This is a genomic window from Serratia rubidaea (assembly GCF_016026735.1).
Lineage (GTDB): Bacteria > Pseudomonadota > Gammaproteobacteria > Enterobacterales > Enterobacteriaceae > Serratia_B > Serratia_B rubidaea.
Genome location: NZ_CP065640.1, coordinates 4,595,865 through 4,615,514, shown reverse-complemented (window position 1 = coordinate 4,615,514; position 19,650 = coordinate 4,595,865). Strand labels below are relative to the sequence as shown.

Below are 19,650 nucleotides of genomic sequence, written 5' to 3'. Positions count from 1 at the left end.
CGTAATTACGCTTTGTGATGTCACTTTATGAATTCAGGAGAAGCCGCATGCAGCAGTTGAACAGTTACCTGTCGGGGCGTTGGCTATACGGCCAGGGGCAGGCTCGCGAGATCCGTCACGCACTCACCGGCGAGCCGTTGTATCAGGTGTGCTCTGAGGGGCTGCCGCTGGCCGATAGCCTGCGCTATGCGCGGGAGCAGGGCGGCCGCGCGCTGGCGGCGATGACGTTCCAGCAGCGCGCGCAGATGATGAAGGCGGTGGCGAAATACCTGCTGGCGCACAAAGAGACGCTGTATGAGATCTCGTACCAGACCGGCGCGACGCGCAACGACGGCTGGGTGGATATTGAAGGCGGCATCGCCACGCTGTTCTCCTATGCCGGCCTGGCCGGTCGTGAACTGCCGGACGACACCCTGTGGCCGGAAGACGAGCCGATCCCGCTGTCGAAGCAGGGCCAGTTTGTGGCGCGCCACGTGCTGACCTCGCGCCCCGGCGTGGCGCTGCATATTAACGCCTTCAACTTCCCCTGCTGGGGGATGCTGGAAAAGCTGGCGCCGACCTGGCTGGCGGGCATGCCGGCGATCGTCAAGCCCGCCACCGCCAGCGCCCAGCTGACGCAGGCGATGGTGAAGCTGATTATCGACAGCGGGCTGGTGCCGGACGGGGCGCTGCAGCTGATTTGCGGCGGCGTCGGCGATCTGTTTGACCATCTGGACTATCAGGATGCGGTGACCTTTACCGGTTCGGCGCAGACCGGCCGGCAGCTGCGCGCCCATCCGCAGCTGCTGGCAAAGTCGATCCCGTTCACTATGGAGGCCGACTCGCTGAACTGCTGCGTGCTGGGGGAGGACGTTACGCCGGAGATGCCGGAGTTTGCCCTGTTTATTAAAGAGGTGTGCCGTGAGATGACCAGCAAGGCGGGGCAGAAATGCACCGCCATTCGTCGGGTGATGGTGCCGGCGGCGCAGGTTGAGGCGGTGAAGCAGGCGCTGCTGCAGCGCCTGGCGGCGGTGAAGGTCGGCGATCCGCGGCTGGAGCAGGTCAGGATGGGGGCGCTGGTCAGCCTGGAACAGCGGGACGACGTGCAGAAGAAGGTTGAGCAACTGCTGCACAACGGCTGTGAACCGCTGTGCGGCGCCAGCCTGCAGTCCTTCAGCGTGCAGGGGGATGATGGGCACCAGGGCGCGTTTTACCCGCCGACCCTGCTGTACTGCGCCGATCCGCTGCGCAATACCGCGGTGCACGATATTGAAGCCTTTGGCCCGGTCGCTACCCTGATGCCGTACGACAGCGGCGAGCAAGCGATTGAGCTGGCGCTGCTGGGGCAGGGCAGCCTGGCCGGTTCGCTGGTCACCGCCGATGCGGCGGTGGCGACGCGCTTTATCCGCGCCGCCGCCTGCGCCCACGGGCGGATGCTGGTGCTGGACAGCGCGGCGGCGGCGGAGTCGACCGGCCACGGTTCGCCGCTGCCGATGCTGATGCACGGCGGGCCGGGACGCGCCGGCGGCGGCGAAGAACTGGGCGGCCTGCGGGCGGTGAAGCACTATATGCAGCGCACCGCGCTGCAGGGCAGCCCGAGCATGCTGGCGGCGATCGGCAAAGAGTGGGTGCGCGGCGCCGAGGCGCTGGAATCACCGGTTCATCCGTTCCGCAAGTATTTTGAACAGCTGCCGATCGGCGAAAGTCTGCTCACCGCGCGGCGTACGGTGACCGAGGCGGATATCGTCAACTTCGCCTGCCTGAGCGGCGACCATTTCTACGCCCATATGGATAAGCTCGGCGCGGCGGAGTCGCTGTTCGGCGAGCGCGTGGCCCACGGCTACTTTGTGGTGTCGGCGGCGGCGGGGCTGTTTGTCGACCCCGGCGTCGGGCCGGTGATCGCCAACTACGGCATGGAAAACCTGCGCTTTATCGAACCGGTGAAGATCGGCGATACCATTCAGGTACGGCTGACCTGTAAGAAGAAAATCCGCAAGCCGCAGAAAAGCGCGGAAGATCGGCCGCACGGCGTGGTGGTGTGGGATGTGCAGGTGCTGAACCAGCATCAGCAGGCGGTGGCGCTGTACAGCATTTTAACGCTGGTGGCGCGCCAGCAGGGAGATTTCCCGTCATCCGAGGCGCAATAAACCGCTTCTCTTTCCTGCGGGGCCGCTGCGGCCCCGCTGTTATTGGCGCCGCCGTCAGGCGTGACAAACCTGGTTCTTGCCGTTTTTCTTGGCCTGATAGAGCGCCGCATCCGCCTGTTTTATCAGTGCGACCGGCGTGCTGTCGGCGGCGTTGCCGGGCGTCTGAACGGCAACGCCGATGCTGACGGTAATCTGGCCCAGCGGGCTGCCTTCGTGGGGGATCTGCATCTGGCGCACGTGCGCCAGCACCCGTTCAGCGCAACCCATCGCGCCCGCCAGATCGGTATCCGGCAGGATGATGGTCAGCTCTTCGCCGCCGTAGCGCGCCACCAGATCGCCGACGCGGTTGGGCATCGCCTGCAGCAACTGGCCGATCTGCTGCAGGCAGCGGTCGCCGGCGACGTGGCCGTAGATATCGTTGTACTGTTTGAAGTAGTCGATATCCAGGATCAGCAGCGCCAGATTGCGCGCATAGCGGGCGGCGTGGTTGCTGTGGTTGGCCAGCGCCATATCGAAGCGGCGGCGGTTGGCCAGCCCGGTCAGGCCGTCCAGCAGCGCCAGCTCTTCCAGCGTCTGATTCATCTGCGTCAGCTGATCGCGGGTGCGCACCAGCTCCGCCTCTGTCTGCAGGCTGTGGTTGATTTGCCTGATCAGCGTGATGCCCAGCGCCAGCAGGATCGCCAGCAGTATGCTGCCGCCGAGGGCGAACAGCCCGGTGTCTTTACGCCAGCTGCTCAGTACGTCGTGCTTCGACAGCCCGGCGGCGATCACCAGCGGGTAATGCGGTACGCGAGAGTAGCCGTAAATACGCTCCACGCCGTCAAACTTCGACACCAGCGTGGCGTTGCCGAACGTTGAATAAGGCAGAATCTGCCGGAACAGCACGCCGAGGGACACGTTTTTGCCGATGCTTTCCGGCGCGTACGGGCGACGGTATAAAATGGTACCGTCCGCCAGCAGCAGGCTGAGCGCATCCTGATCCTCAAGGGCGAAGTCATCGTAAAAGTCGCGGAAATAGTCGACATACAGCGTCGCCAGCACCACGCCGGCGAAGCTGCCGTCCGGGTTATTCAGCCGGCGCGAGATGGGGATCACCAGATCGTCGGTCGAGCGGCTGCGGATCACTTTACCGATATAGAAGTTATTATCGTTGTGGCGCTGATGATATTGGAAATAGGCGCGGTCGCCGTTGTTGGCGTGAGCGCCGGTCCGGCCGAAGGATGTGACCACCCAGCGCCCCTGCGCGTCGAAGATAAAGCTGCCGTGCAGCTGCGGTGAGTTATTCACCTGATCGTGCATCACCTTTTGCAGGCGTCGCTGCTGCGCGGGGCCGAGGCCGTCGTGCTCGGCGCGCTCTTTCAGCTCCAACAGGCTGTTATCCACCTGTTTAAAGGTGTCGTAGGCATGCTGCGCCAGCGAGCGCGCCAGATTGGAGGCGCCGTTATCGGCGCTTTGCAGGTCGAGCTTGCGGGCGTGCCAGCCTTGCCAGATGTTAAACACGAGCAGCGTAACGACGACGATAACCACGAACACGGCGGCCTGAAACAGTAACGGCGAGGTGCCGGATTTTGCTGACTCTGGAGGCGGTTGCGTCATATCATCCTGATTATCGGGTAGTGATTAATACGAGTAAGGCATTGGCTGATGCTGCGTTGACACCCGCCCGGCCAGGCGGGGGCGGAGTGATAAATTTAGTACAAGTTAACTGATTAATACAGGCAGGGAGACAAGGTGTCGGACTACATGATCATTACGCTGTTGACGTTGACGGCCTATTATCCGCTGACGCTGGCGGCGCTGGCCGTGATGATGGCGATCGCCGTACGGCGTTGGCGATCGCCCTATTGGCGGCTGGCGCTGCTGCTGTTGACGCTGCTGTTTGTGCTGTTCGCCATGGCGGCCTACAGCTGGCATCACGCGCGCTGACGCCCGCCGGGCTATTCGACGTTGATCATCCAGTTGACGCCGAACTGGTCGGTCAGCATACCGAAGCCTTTGGCCCAGAAGGTGGGTTGGAAAGGCGTGGTGACCGTGCCGCCCTGCGCCAGTTTATCAAAAATGTCTTTACCTTGCTCCACGCTGCTGGGGTTCAGCGACAGCGAGTAGCCCCGGTGGGCGCCGTTGTCGCCGCCTTCCTGCGGGCAGCCGTCGGAGGCCATCAGCACGCCGTCGTCGATCAGCAGATGCGCGTGCATCACCGCTTCCGGGTTGACCTCCGGCATGTCGTCCTGTTTGGCGTCGGCGGGCAGATCCTTATAGCGCATCAACATTTCCAGCCTGGCGCCCAGGTGCTCGACGTAAAAATTAATCGCCTGTTCGCAGTTACCGTTAAAGAACAGATAGGGTTGAATCTGCATGGTATGACCCTCGGATTAGCTCCAGCTCCCACCGCCTGAGGGCGCTGAAAATGGTTTCGCCGGGCAACTGTTGCCAGGCGTGATTTATCAGTGTAGCGCCTGGCGGCAGGAAGACCGCGCGGGGGATCACGCTCTGCGCATACGGCATGATTAACCGAAAAAGCGGGACAGTGCATCCCGGTTTTCGCCGATTATCTGTGCGGCAAGCCTTTCTATACTCAACAGCACCTTCACTAAAGGAGCTTAAGGTTATGGGAAGTCAATCTCTTGATGGCAAAGTGGTGCTGATCGCCGGCGGGGCGAAGAATCTGGGCGGGCTGGTGGCGCGCGATCTGGCGCAAAACGGCGCGGCCGCGGTGGTGGTGCACTATAACAGCGACAGCAGCCGCCCGGCGGCGGAAGAGACGCTGGCGGCGGTCAAGGCCGCGGGGGCGCAGGCCATCGCCGTTCAGGGCGACCTGACCCGGCCGGCCAACGTCGCGCGGCTGTTTGAAGAGGCGGTTAACGCCTTCGGCAAGGTGGATATTGCCATCAACACCGCCGGCCTGGTGATTAAAAAGCCGATCGCCGAGGTGACGGAAGCCGATTACGACACCAGCTTTGACGTGAACGCGAAAGCGGCGTTCTTCTTTATCCAGCAGGCGGGGAAACATCTGGCGGATAACGGCCGGATTGTCACCATCGTCACCTCGCTGCTGGCGGCCTATACGCCGTTTTATGCGGTCTATCCCGGCAGTAAGGCGGCGGTAGAGCACTTTACCCGCGCCGCGTCGAAGGAGTTTGGCGAGCGGGGGATCAGCGTCAATGCCATCGGGCCGGGGCCGATGGATACGCCGTTCTTCTACGGGCAGGAAAGCGAAGAGGCGGTGGCCTATCACCGCAGCGCGGCGGCCCTGAGCGCGTTCTCCAAGACCGGGCTGACCGATATTGAAGATATTGCGCCGATCGTCAAATTCCTAGTGACCGACGGCTGGTGGATCACCGGGCAGACGCTGTTTGCCAACGGCGGCTATACTACCCGGTAATTGACAATAAAACTGGCTGCGGCGCAACGCCGCGGCCGCAGCATGAGGCGCCGGGTGGATAAAATAGGGAGACTGCGGGTCTTTATCCAGGTCGCCGAGGTGGGCAGTTTTGTGCGCGCCTCGGAAATAATGCTGATGCCGAAAACCACGGTGTCATCGGCGGTTCAGCAGTTGGAAAGCGAGATGGGCGCCCGTCTGTTCCACCGCACAACGCGGCGGGTGCAGCTGACCAGCGACGGCGAGCGCCTGCTGGAGCGCGCGCGCGTCCTGCTCGATGAGATGGCGGCGTTGGATCGGCTGTTTTTACCGCCGGATGCGTCGATCGGCGGCCGGCTGACGGTGGACGTGCCCAGCCGCATTGCGCGGCGGATTATTGTGCCGGCGCTGCCGGAGTTCTTTACCCGTTATCCCGATATTCAACTGTTTCTCAGCGCCAGCGACCGCCATATCGATCTGGTGCAGGAGGGCGTGGACTGCGTGGTGCGGGTGGGGGAGCTGCATGACAGCAGCCTGGTCAGCCAGAGTCTGGGGCGGTTGGGCATGATCAACTGCGCCAGCCCGGCGTATCTGCAGCGGCAGGGCGTACCGCTGCGTACCGAACAGCTGACGGCGCACTGGGTGGTGGGTTATGCCCAGCCGAGCCTGATGACGGCCAACGTCTGGCAGTGGCGGCAGCAGGGAGAGCCGGTGGAAAAGGCGCTGCCCAGCCGGGTGACGGTGAATAATGCGGAAAACTATATCGGTTGCTGTCTGGCGGGAATGGGGCTGATTCAAATCCCGCGTTTTGACGTGCAGCATTATCTGGACGACGGGCAGTTGGTGGAGGTGCTGCCGCAGGCGCGCGCGCCGGCGATGAATCTTGCGCTGCTGTATCCGCACCGGCGGCAGCGTACGGCGCGCTTCAGCGCCTTTGCCGACTGGTTCGGCCGGCTGATTGCGCCATTTTGCGAAACGGCGCAGTCAGCCGACTGAGCTAGTAGAGAGACGCTTCGCCTGCGGGGCGCGTCTTGAAGCGGCGGTGCAGCCACATATATTGGTCGGGGGCGAGCAACACCTGATCCTCAACCACCTGATTCATATAGGCGGCCGCCTTGGTGTCGTCATCCAGCGGGAAATCGTCCAGCGGCGGCTGAATAATCAGCTCGTAGCCTTTGGCATGCGGCAGACGGCGCGGCACGAAAGGAACGATGGCCGGCCGGCCCATGCGCGCCAGCATATAGGTGCCGGTGGTGGTGGCGGCGTCCGGCACCGCGAAGAACGGTACAAATACGCTGCTCTGCCGGCCGTAGTCATGGTCCGGCGCATACCAGATGATTTCGCCCTGTTTCAGGCAGCGGATCATGCCTTTGACGTCCTTGCGGTCAATCATGTACTTGTTGGAGCGCAGGCGGCCCCAGGTCTGTACATATTCCATCAGCTTGTTGTTGTGCGGACGGTGAACGCCGATGCCCGGGTTCTGCATGCCGAAGATGCGCGCCCCCAGCTCCAGCGTCAGAAAATGCATGCCGATCAGCAGCACGCCGCGGCCGCCTTCACGTGCTTGCTGCATATTTTCCATGCCGCTGACGGTAAACCAGCGGGAAATCCGCCAGTCTGGCCAGAACCAGGCCATGCCGACCTCAAACAGGCCCATGCCGACCGACTCAAAATTGCGGGTCACCAGGGCTTCACGCTCTGCCGCGGGCATTTCGGGGAAGCAGAGCTCCAGATTTCGGCGGGCGATATTGACCCGGCGCGGCATAAAGCGCTTGGCGATTCTGCCGAGCAGATGGCCGAGGCGATAAATAAGCGGATAGGGGAGAAGAACCAATAAATAAAGTAGGCCGAGACCGATCCAAAGCAGCCAGTATCGAGGGCGCAAAAAAGAGCGCTCAAAAGTTGGGCTTAATAACATTTGCTTTCAACTTCCTGCTGTTACGTTTTTTTCTCAAAGATAGATTTGGTGAATGATAATAATATAATTTGAAACAACCGATCGACTTTTTCCCTTTAATGCCATTTCGCGCCTGCTGTCCGGCGGGAGCGAAAGCTGTCTGATGATTCAGACGACGTGAAATAGGTAACGCGCTGATTTTTGACTATAGTAATAAGGTGCCATGCGCCGTGGCGTTCGGCACCCTGGCGTTGCCGATGGGCGACGAAGCAGGTGAAACATAAGGCGGAAAGACGCGCTTACACGGGCTGTAATGCAGGCTTTCCAGATTATGTTATGCTAAGGAATTGAAATGTTTGTTAAAAATGATAGCAAAGATGGTGTAGAATCGGCCGGCGGCAGCGCCAGGGCGTGTGCATGTGAAGTGCGCGCCTGTGTGAAAGAAGCTGCCGATCGTTCTTGTCGTTATGTTAAAGACAACCCGTGGGCAGGGGTTGGCGCCGGTGCCGTTATTGGCCTGGTAGTCGGTTTCCTCTTGGGCAAAAAGTAAATAGGGAGAGTACAAATGGGCATCATTTCCTGGATCATTTTTGGTTTAATCGCCGGTATTCTGGCTAAATGGATCATGCCGGGTAAAGATGGTGGCGGCTTTATCATGACCATCATTTTGGGTATTATCGGTGCGGTTGTCGGCGGCTGGATCAGTACCTTCTTCGGTATGGGTCGCGTCGATGGCTTTAACTTGGGCAGCTTTGTGGTTGCCGTAATCGGTGCTCTGGTGGTGCTTTTTGTCTACAGAAAGATCAGAAGCTAATCCGGTGCTGATCAATAATGAGGGTCGCCGCGGCGGCCCTTTTTCGTTTAATTACAGGTGACGATCGCCCGGCCGATGGGCGGCGATCCGAGAAGGGGAAGAGTATGGGCTTGTTAGATGGCGCATTAGGCAATGTTTTAGGCAACGTGCTGGGTAATGCACTGGGTAACGGCGGTAAAGGCGGGATTGATATCGCGGCTATTCTGCAATGGGTTGAACAGCAGGGCGGCTTGCAGGCAATCCTGAACAAGCTGCAGCAGGGACAGCTGGGTGATATCGTCGGCTCCTGGTTGGGCAACGGTGAAAACCAGGCCATCAGCGGCGATCACGTGCAGCAGGCGCTGGGCAGCGATGCCATTGCGCAGCTGGCCGCCAAGCTGGGCGTTGACGCTAACCAGGCGTCTGAAACCGTCGCGCAGCTGCTGCCGACGCTGGCGGATAAAGCCTCGCCAAACGGTGAAGTCAAACAGGACGAACTGGCCAGCTACGTAGGTAAGCTGTTCAGCTAAATCTTGATGCCCCGGTGCGCCGGGGCATGTTTACATCGGACCTGCCACGCCTGCGCCGCAGGCGGATTTAAGAACCTCCTTGCTTGATCTCCAAAATATTCCTGTGATCGCCGCTGGCGGACACCGCGCTGTTTGTGGCAACCTTTGGCTGCCGCGCGGATGTGCGCGGCCGGCCGGCGCGTAACTCCGCCGGTGATTAACCAACAAGAGGAACGTTGTGTGACAGGGATTATCTCAATACTGACGTGTTTATTGGCGTTGGTGACAATTGCGCCGATTTCAACGCATCCGGCCTGGTGGATCCGCGTATGGGATTTTCCCCGCCTGCAGATACTGGCGCTGGCGTTATTGACGCTGGTACTGAATGTAGCGCTGTTGCCCTGGTCATCGCCATGGGTCTGGGGGCTGGCGGCGGTCAACCTGGCCTGTGTGATTTATCAGGCGCGCTGGATTTATCCCTATACGGCGCTGAGCAAGCCGCAGGTGCTGGATTTTACCGGCTATGATAAAAAGCCGCGGCTGCGCATTCTGGTGGCCAATGTGTTGACGCCGAACCGCCATGCGGAAAAGCTGCTGGCGCTGGTGGCGGCGGAGCGACCGGACGTGCTGGTGGCGGTGGAAACCGACGGCTGGTGGGAACAGCAGCTGACGCCGCTGGAGCAGGATTACCCCTACACGCTGAAATGTCCGCAGGACAACCTGTACGGCATGCACGTTTATTCGCGTCTGCCGCTTGGTGACGCGGAGATTCAGTACCTGGTGGATAAGGAGATCCCGTCGATGCATATGCTGGTGCAGCTGGCGGACGGGCCGCAGGTGCGTCTGCACTGCGTGCACCCGATGCCGCCCAGCCCGACGGAGAATGATGAATCGGAAGATCGCGATGCGGAGCTGGTGCTGGTAGGGAAAAGCGTGGTGGATGCGCAAACGCCGGTCATTGTCACCGGCGATCTGAACGATGTCGCCTGGTCTACCACCACGCGCCTGTTCCTGAAAATCAGCGGGCTGCTCGATCCGCGTCGCGGCCGCGGCATGTACAGCACCTTCCATGCCGGCTATCCGTTCTTACGCTGGCCGCTGGATCACGTGTTCCACAGCGATGATTTTGTGCTGGGCAGCCTGCGTCGTTTACCCGGCATCGGCTCTGACCACTTCCCGATCATGGCCGAGCTGGTGTACTCGCCGAAGAAAGGCGCGCAGCAGGAGAGCCTGCAGCGGGAGAGCGAGGATGAGGCGCTGGCCGAGGAGAAACTGGCCAGCACCGACGCCACGCCGGCGGACGTTCACGCCCCCGGCGCCTGAGCCGTTGACCCCGCCGCCCGGCGGGGTCAGCGTTTACAGGGTCAGCATAATCTTGCCGATATGCGCGCTGGACTCCATCAGCCGGTGCGCGTCCGCCGCCTGCTCCAGCGGGAAGGTCTGAAAGATGTGCGGTTTGACCGCGCCGCGTTCCAGCAGCGGCCAGACTTTTTGCCGCAGATCGGCGGCGATTTGCGCTTTATCCTGCACGCTGCGCGCGCGTAGGGTGGAGCCGGTATGGGTCAGTCGTTTCAGCAGCAGCGGCATCAGGTTCAGCTCCTTCACCACGCCGTTCTGGGTGCCGATTTGCACAATGCGCCCGTCCATCGCCGCCGCCTGATAGTTTTTCGCCACGTATTCCCCGGCGATCAGATCGACAATCACGTTGGCGCCCTTGCCGTTAGTGGCTTTCATCGTCTGTTCGACAAAGTCTTCCGTGCGGTAGTTGATGGCCACGTCGGCGCCGAGCGCCAGGCTGGCGGCGCGTTTTTCTTCCGAGCCGACGGTGGTGATCACATGGGCGCAAAATGCCTTGGCCAACAGGGTGGCGACCGTACCGATCCCGGAGGTGCCGCCGTGGATCAGCACGGTTTCGCCGGCCTGCAGATGGCCGCGCTGGAAGACGTTCACCCAGACGGTGAAGAAGGTCTCCGGAATGGCGGCGGCCTCCGTCATGCTTAAGCCCGCGGGAACCGGCAGCGCGTTGCTTTCATGCACCCGGCAGTATTCGGCGTAGCCGCCGCCGGCGATCAGGGCGCAGACGCTGTCGCCGATGCGATAGTGCTGGACGCCTTCGCCGACGGCGACCACCTCCCCGGCGATCTCCAGCCCCGGGATATCGGATGCGCCCGGCGGCGGCGCATAGTGTCCGCGCCGCTGCAGCACGTCCGGACGATTGACCCCGGCGGCGGCGACCCTGACCAGAATTTCTCCCGCTGCCGGCTCTGGCAGCGGGCGCATGGCCGGCTGCAGCATTTCCGGGCCGCCGGCGGCGGCAATCTCAATAACGCGCATCTGTTCGGGCAGGCGTGTGGCGGTCATGCGGTTCTCCTTATGCAATGAGGCGATGCTACATCTCAGTGTAGATAAATAAGCGTTGCGGGACAGTATACGGAGAATGTTACAGCAAGCCGGAACGGCGGATGTAGAAGAAAGGGCGGTTGACGCTCAGGAAGGCGTAAAGCGCCGCCGGAAGCGGCGTAGGATTAATCATTAGGAGGAATGCGAAATCCTTTCAATGAAACAACGAAGTGTTCTTTTCCCTTGGTGATTTTGGCGCCGCGATCGCACCATAACGTAGCGAGCTGAAAGAAATCATCGCTGCCGATATCGTACGCCAGCTCAATCTTTTTCGCCGTGCCGGAACGGATAAGCGTTTCCGCCTGCTGATGGTTAACTGCTTTTATAGTAGCCATAGACGATCCCTGGAATAACCGATAAGGATAGGGCGTCGATTATCATATGGCTTTATTGTGACGCTAGTGTGACGTTAATGTTACTTGCTGGCGGGAGGCAAGCCGGGGCGATTCCCCGGCAAGGGAAGGGTTTAGCGGTCGTTTGGGCGCACCAAACTGCTTTTTCTGACGCCTTTGAAGTGTTTATACATCGCAAAACCTGCGATACCAGCCAAACCGGCCAAAATTAATAAGTATTCAGTCGCCATAACGTGACCTCGATAAAGTGCCCTGGAAGGGGCATAGTTGTGACGGAAATCACACTGAGCAGCAATGAGAAGATTCCTGAAGCGCGACGCCGCAATGCAGGCATAAAAAAAGCGCCTATAGGGAGGCGCATAAAAATTTACAACACAGCTTGTAGTGTTCATCACCAGGAGGAGTGGTGAACTTGGCACTATTTTATGGCCTGGCGCAGCAAGACGATATAGGGATAACTCCGAAAGCCGTTGTGGCAAAGAGATGGCTGAAAACAACGCCTTGTGCGCTAAAAACGCGCACAGGGCGTAAAAACTGAACGAATGACGGACTTTAACGCCGCCGATGACGAAAAGAGTTGCTATTAAACACCCATCGTGCGTTAATGCAGTCGGCCTGTTGGTACAGACCTATTTATGCACGACATTTTGAGTAAAGTAGTTCAAATCTAGAGCGTTATCCCTGATAGCCTTCTTTGACGAATTTCCTTTCCGGTGCCTCCATAAGTAACTGATAACCGGCTATTTAACGCTGCCGATGGCGGCTAACATATTTTATTAAAGGAAATCGACATGTCCAACATGATCAAAGGTCAAGTGAAGTGGTTCAACGAGTCTAAAGGTTTTGGTTTCATCACTCCTGCAGACGGCAGCAAAGACGTGTTCGTACACTTCTCTGCAATCCAGGGTAACGGCTTCAAAACTCTGGCTGAAGGCCAGGACGTTCAGTTCTCTATCGAGAACGGCGCTAAAGGTCCATCTGCGGCTAACGTTACCGCTATCTAATCGGCTCTTCGCTGATTAACTAAAAACCCGCCAAGGCGGGTTTTTTTGTGTCTGGCGAAAAAATTTCTGTCGGATGATGAGCACCTCACTGTTAGTGCCTGGTATAACCGATTGGTCGCCTGCAGTCCAAACCCGTAAACTCCGGAAGGCGAACCAAACCCTGTTTCAGCGCGGTTACTCGGTATACTCACTGCGATAAATTTCGACGCTCACTAAATTTAATTCCGTTGACTGATAAAAAGATACCACATCTTTGCTTTGCGCCGAGCGCCAGCATTCAGCTTCAGTCTGGCACTGTTGCTGTGGTTGATAACCTTTAGAAACCAGGTAATCACGAATTTTGCCGGTATCCGTTGTGCCGTTGAACTGTATGCCGAATACCAACGCCTGCGGACCACTGATGTTGCTATAATTAAATTCATAATTATTTGAAATTCTTGGCATATTTTTCAGTAGTTCGGGGGTGTAATATTCATACTCCCGCGTATCTTGTTCGGTATAGTGGGCGCTGCCGGCAAACTCCATCTTCACGTATGGCAAGGCCGCAGTCAGTACAATCCCGGCGGCTACTATCACGCCCAACGCGACAGTGACATTTTTTCTCACAGACCACTCCTGTGCTCCCCCCGAACCCATCCGATGGCCAGGCTGACCAAAAAGCCCATGAGGAAGATCCCAACTGCAGCGCCTATTGATTGCCACCATTCATCAAACCAGAACAGTGCAACAAACGCGGCTATAGAGAATAGGCCCAAGACAACCGACTCGACTAAATCAGCGGTTTGACGTCCCACGAATTTGACGAATTTAGCGAGAAAGGATTTTATCGAGTTCATTATCAACACCTGCGCAAAACTGCTGTGATGGGCTGCTTATGTAAATTAGGTATGGTTCGAGGAAGTCCTCGACAAGAAAATAGGCCATATCAAGGTTCATTCCCCGCACTTTGTAATAGAGCCACGGATATTTCACTTGCATCCTACGTGATGCTAGAGCGGATTGCTCGATCATCCCTTGGAACATGACAATGTTCAGTGATACCGTGGTGCTGTATGAGATGAACCGCTTGTAAATCATCCCGTAGCTGGCCTTGCGGATAAGGGTTGATGCTATTTTATTGGCGACGTAAAACTGTGCTAGGCTGCGGCCAACTAACTTCCCCTCAACGCGGTTTAGTTTTCCGTTGACCGTTTTTTTGCCGTTATCATTTAGCTTGGTGTAAAACTCAGTGATGACAATCATCACCAGTTTTCTGATCGGCTCTTCTTTGTTTACTGCAGAACGAATTAGGGCGATAAATCGCTCTGTTTCTTTGCTGTTCCGCGCTTTAAGGTCACTGCCAGCAGCGCCAGAACCTTCCCATGTACGGCGGACACTATACCCAAATGTTACTGGTATAGATGCAATCCCTTCAGCGATCCCCTGCGCAACTTGCCTTGCGTCCATATGTCTTCCTTAAGTTAAATCAACCTAATTCAATCTAAGCGAAGGATAACCGGTGGCGGCGGCGTATATCAATTCTTGTTGTTTCCACTTCGTGATGCGTGGCGCAAAGATCCATCCCGTTGCACTTTTGCAAAACTTCCGGCGCTGTCCAAAACACCCGTCAAGCTTCGCCACACCTGACATCAAGGTACTGTTCGCTTATTGCCGGAAAGGTGTTAGCTCATCTGCAGAACCTCACGGAATACAAAATAGGTCATTTCATATTATAAAGTTAACATTTTTACCAAGCTTTTCGTGTCGATCTGCTTTTGCAAACCGTTGAAAAACGTTGCAATGGCCTATCTTTCGCAGAAGCCCAACCATGGCGTGGGCTGAGGGTGGCAATTACGGAAAAGATCCTTTGCAAAAATTTTATAAAGTAAATCGTGCAGACGGGGGCTGTGTAGAGCGGTTTCCGTGGCGTATGGCTCCGTGCCCTGGCTGTTCTGCGTGGCGTGGTGTTGCGTTCGTTGATGAGGTGATTCTGGGAACTCATTTGAAGAAAACGCAGGATGAAAATAACATACTGATTATTATTAATTTACTTTATGTACTTAATGTCTTTTTACGCCTGAAGATAAAAAAAGCCCGCCACTGCCGGCGGGCAAAAGTTCCTTGTTACTTCTTCATTTGCAGGCACCTCTCTGGGGGGAGATACCGTGATACAGACTACCCGCCAGCGGTGTAAGATTCTGCTGGCAGAGTGTTAAGAATGCGAAAAAGCGCGGCGGCAGATAAAATGGCGGCCGGATGTCCGGCATCGCGTACGCTGTTATACACTGAGAGCAACAAACGAGGAGAGGTAATGATGAAAGTCAACGATACGGTAACGGTGAAGACCGACGGCGGTCCGCGGCGCGAGGGCACCATTCTGGCGGTGGAGGTGTTTAATGAGGGCACGATGTATCTGGTGGCCCTGGAGGATTACCCGGCCGGCGTATGGTTCTTCAATGAGATAGACAGCCGCGACGGCACCTTTGTCGAGCCGCACAATGCGCAGAAAGATTAGCTGAGCTGACCAGTTGCCGCGTTCATAAATGGATTCGGCCGGTTATTTTCACCCTGCGTAATGATAACGTCATGCCCGTATGCTGGGAATAAATATGAATAACCCGCTGCGGCAAAAAATGTCGCAGTCAGGCGCTTCATGTTTAATGACAAAATACGTGGTTATACGCAATTTTGTGGTTATTCAAGCCGGTCGATGGCCGATTGCTGTGGTGATATTCCCGTCATCAACGGCTGTTAACAAATATTCCGCTGGTCAGCGTATCGGTTAACCGCACCACGTGATAGATGATCTGCTTATTATGCGTTTTAATCTTGCGCTTGATATTCCCTTTATGGGAGGAGACCGTCTTTGCCTTAATTTGCATCTGGTCGGAGATCTGGATGGTGCCCTGTCCGGACATCCACATACGTAACATATTCGATTCGGTTTGGCTTAGCGTGACCGGCGTTTGGTCCAGAGTGGTCTTCTCCGAGCGGGTGGTCGGCTTGCGTTCCAGGTAGTGGCTCAGCAGCTGATTCATCGTCTCCGGCTTGATGGACTTCGACGAGATGATGACATTTTTACGCACATATAAGTAGTCGTCAAAATGCACGTTGGTGATGGCCATAAAGATGAAGAACAGCGTATCCGGATGCAGTGAGATCACCCGTTTAATGCGTTCCGTGGCGTTGCTTTCATGGATGAAGCAGTCTTCGTTAATAAATACCAGACTGGGTTTCAAACGCGTGCACTTTTCGTGCAGATTATCAATGTCTGTCGCGGCGTTTATTTGCCGTTTTTTCACACCGTTCGATGTCAGGTAATCCGTTAGACCCAATCGCGTATAGCTGCATGAGTCCATGATGATCGTTGGCATATTGCACCCCCACTTAAATCCGTTTTACCGCGGTAATAATGAGAAAAAGCCTGAAAGCCAAAAGGCAAAAAAATCAAAATATCACTAATTAAGAATGTTCTACCAATAAACGCGAAGCGGCTCAATGATATTTTCTGACTAACCTTAGCAAACCGATGAATTCATAAGTTTGACTTAAGTTAGCATGACGCATCGTCAGCGCCGCCAGATCACAACATTCGTCCTGTAGCCTAAGACGGCTAAGCACCGCTCGCCTGTTCATCGAGTCTGTTTATCATGTCACGATTTTAAATTTCACATTGCTAGGAAAATTCTTAAAAAAAATTCATGTGTTGTTTTTTTGATTGCTATTGGTCTGTTTTTTGTACGCATTTTTTCTTCCCTAACCTCGATGGTAGAAGAAAAATCCTATAATTCACTGGGTTAGAGTGGCGTCTCATTTTGTTGAGAATGGTAATCTTTTCATTTTGTATCATCATAGGTCTTCTGTTGTCACATTTCTTTAATATTTCTAGTCTATTTTTCGTCCAGTAAAACAATGTAGAACAAAGAATTAGCATTTTGTTGATGGTTCGTTGATGAATGTGTGACAGGGGAGTGAGCACCCATTGGTTTTTCTGAACTATTGCTGGCGACATTTTGTGCCCGGTACTTGCGCCCGGTAGGCGATCCGCTTAATTTGCTTGGGTTAACCCATTCTATGGAGAGGTCGATGGTGAGGAATAATCAGTTTGGTCAATGCATCGGCGATGCGCTGCCAGAGTGGCAGCCTGCAGGAGAGCCGGGACTGCAGACGCTGTGCGGGCGCTTTTGTCGCCTGGAGCCGCTGGATATTCAGCGCGATGCCGCAGCGCTGTTTCACGCCTATCAACTGGCTGAGGATGGCCGCGACTGGACGTACCTTTCCCATGAATACCCGCAAACGTTGGATGAATTTACGCATTACCTGCAAAGTCAGGGGCAGGCCGGCGGCAGAAAAACCATGACGGTGTTTGACCAGAGCAGCGGCAGGGCGATCGGCAACTGCGCTTTTTTGCGCATCGACCAGGCCAATGGCAGCGTGGAACTGGGTATGATCAACTGGTCGCCGCTGATGCAGCGTCAGGTGAGCGGCAGTGAGGCCATCTTTCTGATGTTGCGCCATGTTTTCGACGATCTCGGCTATCGCCGCTGCGAGTGGAAATGCGACCAGCTTAACGCGCCGTCGCGTGCGGCGGCGCTGCGTTTTGGCTTCAGTTTTGAAGGCACCTTCCGTCAGGCGGTGGTGGTCAAGGGGCGCACCCGCGATACCGACTGGCTGTCCATGCTGGACAGCGAATGGCCGCAGCGCCGCGCCGCCTTCAGCCGCTGGCTCGCCGCCGACAACATGGACGACGACGGCCGGCAAACTCAGCGGCTGCAGGCGTTCGCCGCCTGGCACGCCGGCGCCCCCAGGGCGGTCACGCCGCTGTAAAACGGCACGTCCGTAGCGCTTCCAGCGCCAGCGCGATATCTTTCTCTTCCGTCATCCAGTTCACCAACGCGGCGCGGACTGCCGGCTGGCCGCGATAGCGGGTGGCGGTGCAGCGAATCGCGCCGTGTTGGTTCAGACGCTCCAGGAAGCCGTCGCGCGCCGCCTCGGCGTCGCCGACCACGTCCGTCAGGGCAAAGCACACCACGTTGAGATTGACCGGCGCCAACAGCTGGAAACCCCGGCTGGCCGCCAGACCCTCGCCGAGCCGTTTTGCCAATTGGACGTTGCGTTCGACCATATCGCGCACGCCGCTGCGGCCGTAGGCGACCAGCGACATCCACAGCGGCAGCGCGCGGAAGCGACGCGAGTTCTCCGGCGTCAGATGCAGATAATTATCCGGACGCAGGTCCGGCGCTTCCAGATAGGCCGACTGGTTCTGAAACACCTGCATCTGCAACGCCAGGTGGCGGGTAAACTGGATGGCGCTGTCATAGGGCACATTTAACCACTTATGCGCATCGACGGTGATGGAGTCCGCCTGCTGCCAGCCTTCCAGCAGCGGGGCGTAGGCCGGGGAACTGGCGGCGATGCCGCCGAACGCCGCATCGACATGCAGCCAGAACCCGTAGCGCTCGCGCAGCGCCAGCAGCCGCGGGATATTGTCGAACGCCACGGTATTGACCGTGCCGGCGCTGGCCAGCACCAGGGTCGGCGTCGTCGGGTGCGCGGCCAGATGGCGCTCCAGCACATCCGGGTCAATGGCTTCCGAATCCGGCAGGGTGGCAATAAGCTGCAGCGCGTCGCGGCCGATGCCCAGCATGCTGAGCGCTTTTTCGCTGCTGGAGTGGGGGCTGGCGGCCAACACCTGCACCTTGCCCAGCGCCGCCATGCCTTGCTGGGCGACATTGACGCCGCACCGTTCCCCCAGCCACTGGCGGCCAATCGCCAGCCCGCAGAAGTTGGCCATCGTCGCGCCGCTGACCAGGGTGCCGCTGAAATCCGCCGGCAGGCCGAGCAGGCTTTTCAACTGTTCAATCGCCGCCAGCTCAATGGCGGCGGCGACGGTGTCATGGCTGAGCTGGCTGTTTTGGTCGATGGCGCTGACCAGCCAGTCGGCGGCCAGCGAGGCGGGCGTGACGCCGCCGGTGACAAAGCCGAAATAGCGTGGGCCGGCGCTGGCGGAAATCCCGTCGGCGTAGCGTTGCCAGAAGTAGTCCAGCGCGGCCTGCGCGCCCACCCCCTCGTCAGACAGGCGATCGTCGCCGGGCTTGAGCTGTTGGGCCGCAAGCGGCGGACAGACCGGGCGTTCATGCAGCCCGGCCAGGAAGGTGGCGGCCAGTTGACGGACCTGGTCAAGAATTTGTGGGAATTGGCTTAAATCCTGCTGCAAAGATGGGTGCATCATTGGCTCCGGTCATAGCGTGGTGTAGTAAGCGTAGAGTAAACGGCTTGCCAGCCGGGGAAAATCGAGAAAAAATGGCACTTTTGGATAGCAAGGCTAACCAGTGAAACTTGAACGTCTGCCTCTGCAGTTTCTGCCAACCTTTATTATCGCCGCGCGGTTAGAAAACTTGCGTGCTGCGGCGCAGCAGGTGCATTTGACGCACGGAGCCGTCAGCCAGCAGATTCGGCAGCTGGAGCAGGCCCTGGGATACCGGCTGTTTGAACGCCGCGGCCGCGGCGTGCGTTTAAACGGCGCCGGCCGCGAGCTGCTGGCGGCCGCGGAGCCGGCGCTGCAGGCGCTGGAGCAGGGCGTTCTGCGCGCGCGCCGTCGACGCCGGGCAGGGGCTGCGCATCAGCGTATTGCCATCCTTTGCCCACTATTGGCTGTTGCCGCGTCTGCCCGCGTTCCAGGCGGCGCATCCGGATATCGTTTTGGATATTGATGCTTCTCTGGCGGTGCAGGATCTGGCGCACCACGGGTTCGACGCGGCGATCCGCATCGGCGCCGGCGAGTGGCGCGGCGTGCAGGCGCAGCGGATTGCCGACGGTGAGGTGATTCCGGTCGCGACGCCCGACCTGGCGCAGCGCTGGCAAACGGCGCTGTTGCAGGGAGATGAGGCGCTGCCGCTGCTGGAGCATGACGTCACGCCGTGGCGCGCCTGGTTCCGGGCGCGGGGCATGGCGGAGTGCGGGAGACCGTTAGCGCTGTTCAACGATGCGGGGCTGCTGCTGCGCGCCGCCGAGCAGGGCTTTGGCATTGCGCTGGTGAAGAGCCTGCTGGTCAGGGATATGCTGGCCGCCGGCAGGCTGGTGGCGCTGGCCGATGCCTGGCGGCCGGAAGGCATTGATTACTACCTGGTCTGGCCGCAGGCCAATGATAACCCGGCGGTGCAGCGCTTGCTGGCCTGGCTGCAGCAACAGCTGTGACGCGCCGCTTGCGGCTAATTGTTGGCGGCGATTA

Annotated in this window: 21 protein-coding genes and 1 pseudogene; 13 read left to right on the top strand and 9 right to left on the bottom strand. The window is 58.0% G+C overall.

Annotated features, from left to right (window positions below):
- Window positions 1-47 precede the first annotated feature (47 nt).
- Window positions 48-2,126 (top strand): phenylacetic acid degradation bifunctional protein PaaZ, encoded by a 2,079-nt coding sequence (paaZ, locus tag I6G83_RS21755; protein WP_062779077.1) that lies wholly within the window; start codon window positions 48-50, stop codon window positions 2,124-2,126.
- Window positions 2,127-2,180: 54 nt separating this feature from the next.
- On the opposite strand, the gene I6G83_RS21750 is transcribed toward paaZ, so the two are convergent.
- Window positions 2,181-3,722 carry a sensor domain-containing diguanylate cyclase gene (locus I6G83_RS21750; RefSeq protein ID WP_054307863.1) on the bottom strand — a complete coding sequence of 514 codons (1,542 nt, stop codon included), beginning with the start codon at window positions 3,720-3,722 and terminating at the stop codon, window positions 2,181-2,183.
- Between the two features lie 135 nt (window positions 3,723-3,857).
- Between I6G83_RS21750 and I6G83_RS21745 the strand changes: the two genes are divergently transcribed.
- Complete coding sequence (locus I6G83_RS21745; protein ID WP_054307864.1) at window positions 3,858-4,052, top strand: hypothetical protein; 195 nt, start codon at window positions 3,858-3,860, stop codon at window positions 4,050-4,052.
- Between the two features lie 11 nt (window positions 4,053-4,063).
- Here I6G83_RS21745 and I6G83_RS21740 read toward each other — a convergent pair whose 3' ends face one another.
- The gene (locus tag I6G83_RS21740; RefSeq protein WP_054307865.1) at window positions 4,064-4,483 is read right to left on the bottom strand and encodes a VOC family protein; all 420 of its coding nucleotides are present in this window, start codon (window positions 4,481-4,483) and stop codon (window positions 4,064-4,066) included.
- A 251-nt stretch (window positions 4,484-4,734) separates the two neighbouring features.
- Between I6G83_RS21740 and I6G83_RS21735 the strand changes: the two genes are divergently transcribed.
- Window positions 4,735-5,508, top strand: a complete 774-nt coding sequence (locus tag I6G83_RS21735) for an SDR family oxidoreductase (protein WP_015672951.1) — start codon at window positions 4,735-4,737, stop codon at window positions 5,506-5,508.
- Between the two features lie 54 nt (window positions 5,509-5,562).
- Window positions 5,563-6,480: a LysR family transcriptional regulator gene (locus I6G83_RS21730; RefSeq protein ID WP_054307866.1), complete on the top strand. Its 918-nt coding sequence runs from the start codon at window positions 5,563-5,565 to the stop codon at window positions 6,478-6,480.
- 1 nt (window position 6,481) lies between these two features.
- On the opposite strand, the gene lpxL is transcribed toward I6G83_RS21730, so the two are convergent.
- Complete coding sequence (lpxL, locus tag I6G83_RS21725; RefSeq protein ID WP_054307867.1) at window positions 6,482-7,402, bottom strand: LpxL/LpxP family Kdo(2)-lipid IV(A) lauroyl/palmitoleoyl acyltransferase; 921 nt, start codon at window positions 7,400-7,402, stop codon at window positions 6,482-6,484.
- Between the two features lie 331 nt (window positions 7,403-7,733).
- On the opposite strand from lpxL, the gene I6G83_RS21720 reads away from it, so the two are divergent.
- From I6G83_RS21720 to I6G83_RS21705, 4 genes are all read left to right on the top strand, one after another.
- On the top strand, window positions 7,734-7,931 hold the full coding sequence (locus I6G83_RS21720) for a DUF883 family protein (RefSeq protein ID WP_072186191.1): 198 nt from the start codon (window positions 7,734-7,736) through the stop codon (window positions 7,929-7,931).
- Between the two features lie 15 nt (window positions 7,932-7,946).
- On the top strand, window positions 7,947-8,195 hold the full coding sequence (locus tag I6G83_RS21715) for a GlsB/YeaQ/YmgE family stress response membrane protein (protein WP_054307869.1): 249 nt from the start codon (window positions 7,947-7,949) through the stop codon (window positions 8,193-8,195).
- Window positions 8,196-8,299: 104 nt separating this feature from the next.
- Complete coding sequence (locus tag I6G83_RS21710) at window positions 8,300-8,704, top strand: YidB family protein (protein ID WP_015672946.1); 405 nt, start codon at window positions 8,300-8,302, stop codon at window positions 8,702-8,704.
- 219 nt (window positions 8,705-8,923) lie between these two features.
- Window positions 8,924-10,006: an endonuclease/exonuclease/phosphatase family protein gene (locus I6G83_RS21705; RefSeq protein WP_054307870.1), complete on the top strand. Its 1,083-nt coding sequence runs from the start codon at window positions 8,924-8,926 to the stop codon at window positions 10,004-10,006.
- A 33-nt stretch (window positions 10,007-10,039) separates the two neighbouring features.
- Here I6G83_RS21705 and I6G83_RS21700 read toward each other — a convergent pair whose 3' ends face one another.
- On the bottom strand, window positions 10,040-11,044 hold the full coding sequence (locus tag I6G83_RS21700; RefSeq protein ID WP_054307897.1) for an NAD(P)H-quinone oxidoreductase: 1,005 nt from the start codon (window positions 11,042-11,044) through the stop codon (window positions 10,040-10,042).
- 164 nt (window positions 11,045-11,208) lie between these two features.
- Window positions 11,209-11,418 (bottom strand): hypothetical protein, encoded by a 210-nt coding sequence (locus tag I6G83_RS21695; RefSeq protein WP_054307896.1) that lies wholly within the window; start codon window positions 11,416-11,418, stop codon window positions 11,209-11,211.
- 809 nt (window positions 11,419-12,227) lie between these two features.
- On the opposite strand from I6G83_RS21695, the gene cspE reads away from it, so the two are divergent.
- Window positions 12,228-12,440 (top strand): transcription antiterminator/RNA stability regulator CspE, encoded by a 213-nt coding sequence (cspE, locus tag I6G83_RS21690; protein WP_015672942.1) that lies wholly within the window; start codon window positions 12,228-12,230, stop codon window positions 12,438-12,440.
- Between the two features lie 174 nt (window positions 12,441-12,614).
- Here cspE and I6G83_RS21685 read toward each other — a convergent pair whose 3' ends face one another.
- Together I6G83_RS21685 and I6G83_RS21680 are read right to left on the bottom strand one after the other, a co-directional pair.
- Window positions 12,615-13,046 (bottom strand): hypothetical protein, encoded by a 432-nt coding sequence (locus tag I6G83_RS21685; RefSeq protein WP_054306026.1) that lies wholly within the window; start codon window positions 13,044-13,046, stop codon window positions 12,615-12,617.
- Window positions 13,047-13,247: 201 nt separating this feature from the next.
- Window positions 13,248-13,886: a hypothetical protein gene (locus I6G83_RS21680; protein WP_054306027.1), complete on the bottom strand. Its 639-nt coding sequence runs from the start codon at window positions 13,884-13,886 to the stop codon at window positions 13,248-13,250.
- 361 nt (window positions 13,887-14,247) lie between these two features.
- Between I6G83_RS21680 and I6G83_RS21675 the strand changes: the two genes are divergently transcribed.
- A complete protein-coding gene (locus tag I6G83_RS21675) occupies window positions 14,248-14,613 on the top strand; it encodes a hypothetical protein (protein ID WP_138111612.1) in 366 nt (121 codons plus the stop codon).
- A gap of 120 nt (window positions 14,614-14,733) precedes the next feature.
- A complete protein-coding gene (gene dsrB, locus I6G83_RS21670) occupies window positions 14,734-14,934 on the top strand; it encodes a protein DsrB (RefSeq protein WP_041412152.1) in 201 nt (66 codons plus the stop codon).
- Window positions 14,935-15,160: 226 nt separating this feature from the next.
- Here the strand turns inward: dsrB and rcsA are convergent, their stop codons facing one another.
- Window positions 15,161-15,793 (bottom strand): transcriptional regulator RcsA, encoded by a 633-nt coding sequence (rcsA, locus tag I6G83_RS21665; protein WP_054306028.1) that lies wholly within the window; start codon window positions 15,791-15,793, stop codon window positions 15,161-15,163.
- A gap of 712 nt (window positions 15,794-16,505) precedes the next feature.
- Between rcsA and I6G83_RS21660 the strand changes: the two genes are divergently transcribed.
- The gene (locus I6G83_RS21660) at window positions 16,506-17,246 is read left to right on the top strand and encodes a GNAT family N-acetyltransferase (RefSeq protein WP_054306029.1); all 741 of its coding nucleotides are present in this window, start codon (window positions 16,506-16,508) and stop codon (window positions 17,244-17,246) included.
- Here I6G83_RS21660 and I6G83_RS21655 read toward each other — a convergent pair.
- Window positions 17,233-18,648, bottom strand: a complete 1,416-nt coding sequence (locus I6G83_RS21655; protein ID WP_054306030.1) for a pyridoxal phosphate-dependent decarboxylase family protein — start codon at window positions 18,646-18,648, stop codon at window positions 17,233-17,235. The genes I6G83_RS21660 and I6G83_RS21655 overlap by 14 nt on opposite strands.
- Before the next feature lie 103 nt (window positions 18,649-18,751).
- On the opposite strand from I6G83_RS21655, the pseudogene I6G83_RS21650 reads away from it, so the two are divergent.
- Window positions 18,752-19,616 (top strand): annotated as a pseudogene (locus I6G83_RS21650) (LysR substrate-binding domain-containing protein).
- Window positions 19,617-19,650 lie beyond the last annotated feature (34 nt).

What these genes read in the sequence shown, in the direction of transcription:
- paaZ (WP_062779077.1), top strand. Translation starts at nt 48, where the DNA reads ATGCAGCAGTTGAACAGTTACCTGTCGGGGCGTTGGCTATACGGCCAG.
- I6G83_RS21750 (WP_054307863.1), bottom strand. Translation starts at nt 3,722, where the DNA reads ATGACGCAACCGCCTCCAGAGTCAGCAAAATCCGGCACCTCGCCGTTA.
- I6G83_RS21740 (WP_054307865.1), bottom strand. Translation starts at nt 4,483, where the DNA reads ATGCAGATTCAACCCTATCTGTTCTTTAACGGTAACTGCGAACAGGCG.
- I6G83_RS21735 (WP_015672951.1), top strand. Translation starts at nt 4,735, where the DNA reads ATGGGAAGTCAATCTCTTGATGGCAAAGTGGTGCTGATCGCCGGCGGG.
- lpxL (WP_054307867.1), bottom strand. Translation starts at nt 7,402, where the DNA reads ATGTTATTAAGCCCAACTTTTGAGCGCTCTTTTTTGCGCCCTCGATAC.
- I6G83_RS21720 (WP_072186191.1), top strand. Translation starts at nt 7,734, where the DNA reads ATGTTTGTTAAAAATGATAGCAAAGATGGTGTAGAATCGGCCGGCGGC.
- I6G83_RS21715 (WP_054307869.1), top strand. Translation starts at nt 7,947, where the DNA reads ATGGGCATCATTTCCTGGATCATTTTTGGTTTAATCGCCGGTATTCTG.
- I6G83_RS21710 (WP_015672946.1), top strand. Translation starts at nt 8,300, where the DNA reads ATGGGCTTGTTAGATGGCGCATTAGGCAATGTTTTAGGCAACGTGCTG.
- I6G83_RS21700 (WP_054307897.1), bottom strand. Translation starts at nt 11,044, where the DNA reads ATGACCGCCACACGCCTGCCCGAACAGATGCGCGTTATTGAGATTGCC.
- I6G83_RS21695 (WP_054307896.1), bottom strand. Translation starts at nt 11,418, where the DNA reads ATGGCTACTATAAAAGCAGTTAACCATCAGCAGGCGGAAACGCTTATC.
- cspE (WP_015672942.1), top strand. Translation starts at nt 12,228, where the DNA reads ATGTCCAACATGATCAAAGGTCAAGTGAAGTGGTTCAACGAGTCTAAA.
- I6G83_RS21680 (WP_054306027.1), bottom strand. Translation starts at nt 13,886, where the DNA reads ATGGACGCAAGGCAAGTTGCGCAGGGGATCGCTGAAGGGATTGCATCT.
- I6G83_RS21675 (WP_138111612.1), top strand. Translation starts at nt 14,248, where the DNA reads ATGGCGTGGGCTGAGGGTGGCAATTACGGAAAAGATCCTTTGCAAAAA.
- dsrB (WP_041412152.1), top strand. Translation starts at nt 14,734, where the DNA reads ATGAAAGTCAACGATACGGTAACGGTGAAGACCGACGGCGGTCCGCGG.
- rcsA (WP_054306028.1), bottom strand. Translation starts at nt 15,793, where the DNA reads ATGCCAACGATCATCATGGACTCATGCAGCTATACGCGATTGGGTCTA.
- I6G83_RS21660 (WP_054306029.1), top strand. Translation starts at nt 16,506, where the DNA reads ATGGTGAGGAATAATCAGTTTGGTCAATGCATCGGCGATGCGCTGCCA.
- I6G83_RS21655 (WP_054306030.1), bottom strand. Translation starts at nt 18,648, where the DNA reads ATGCACCCATCTTTGCAGCAGGATTTAAGCCAATTCCCACAAATTCTT.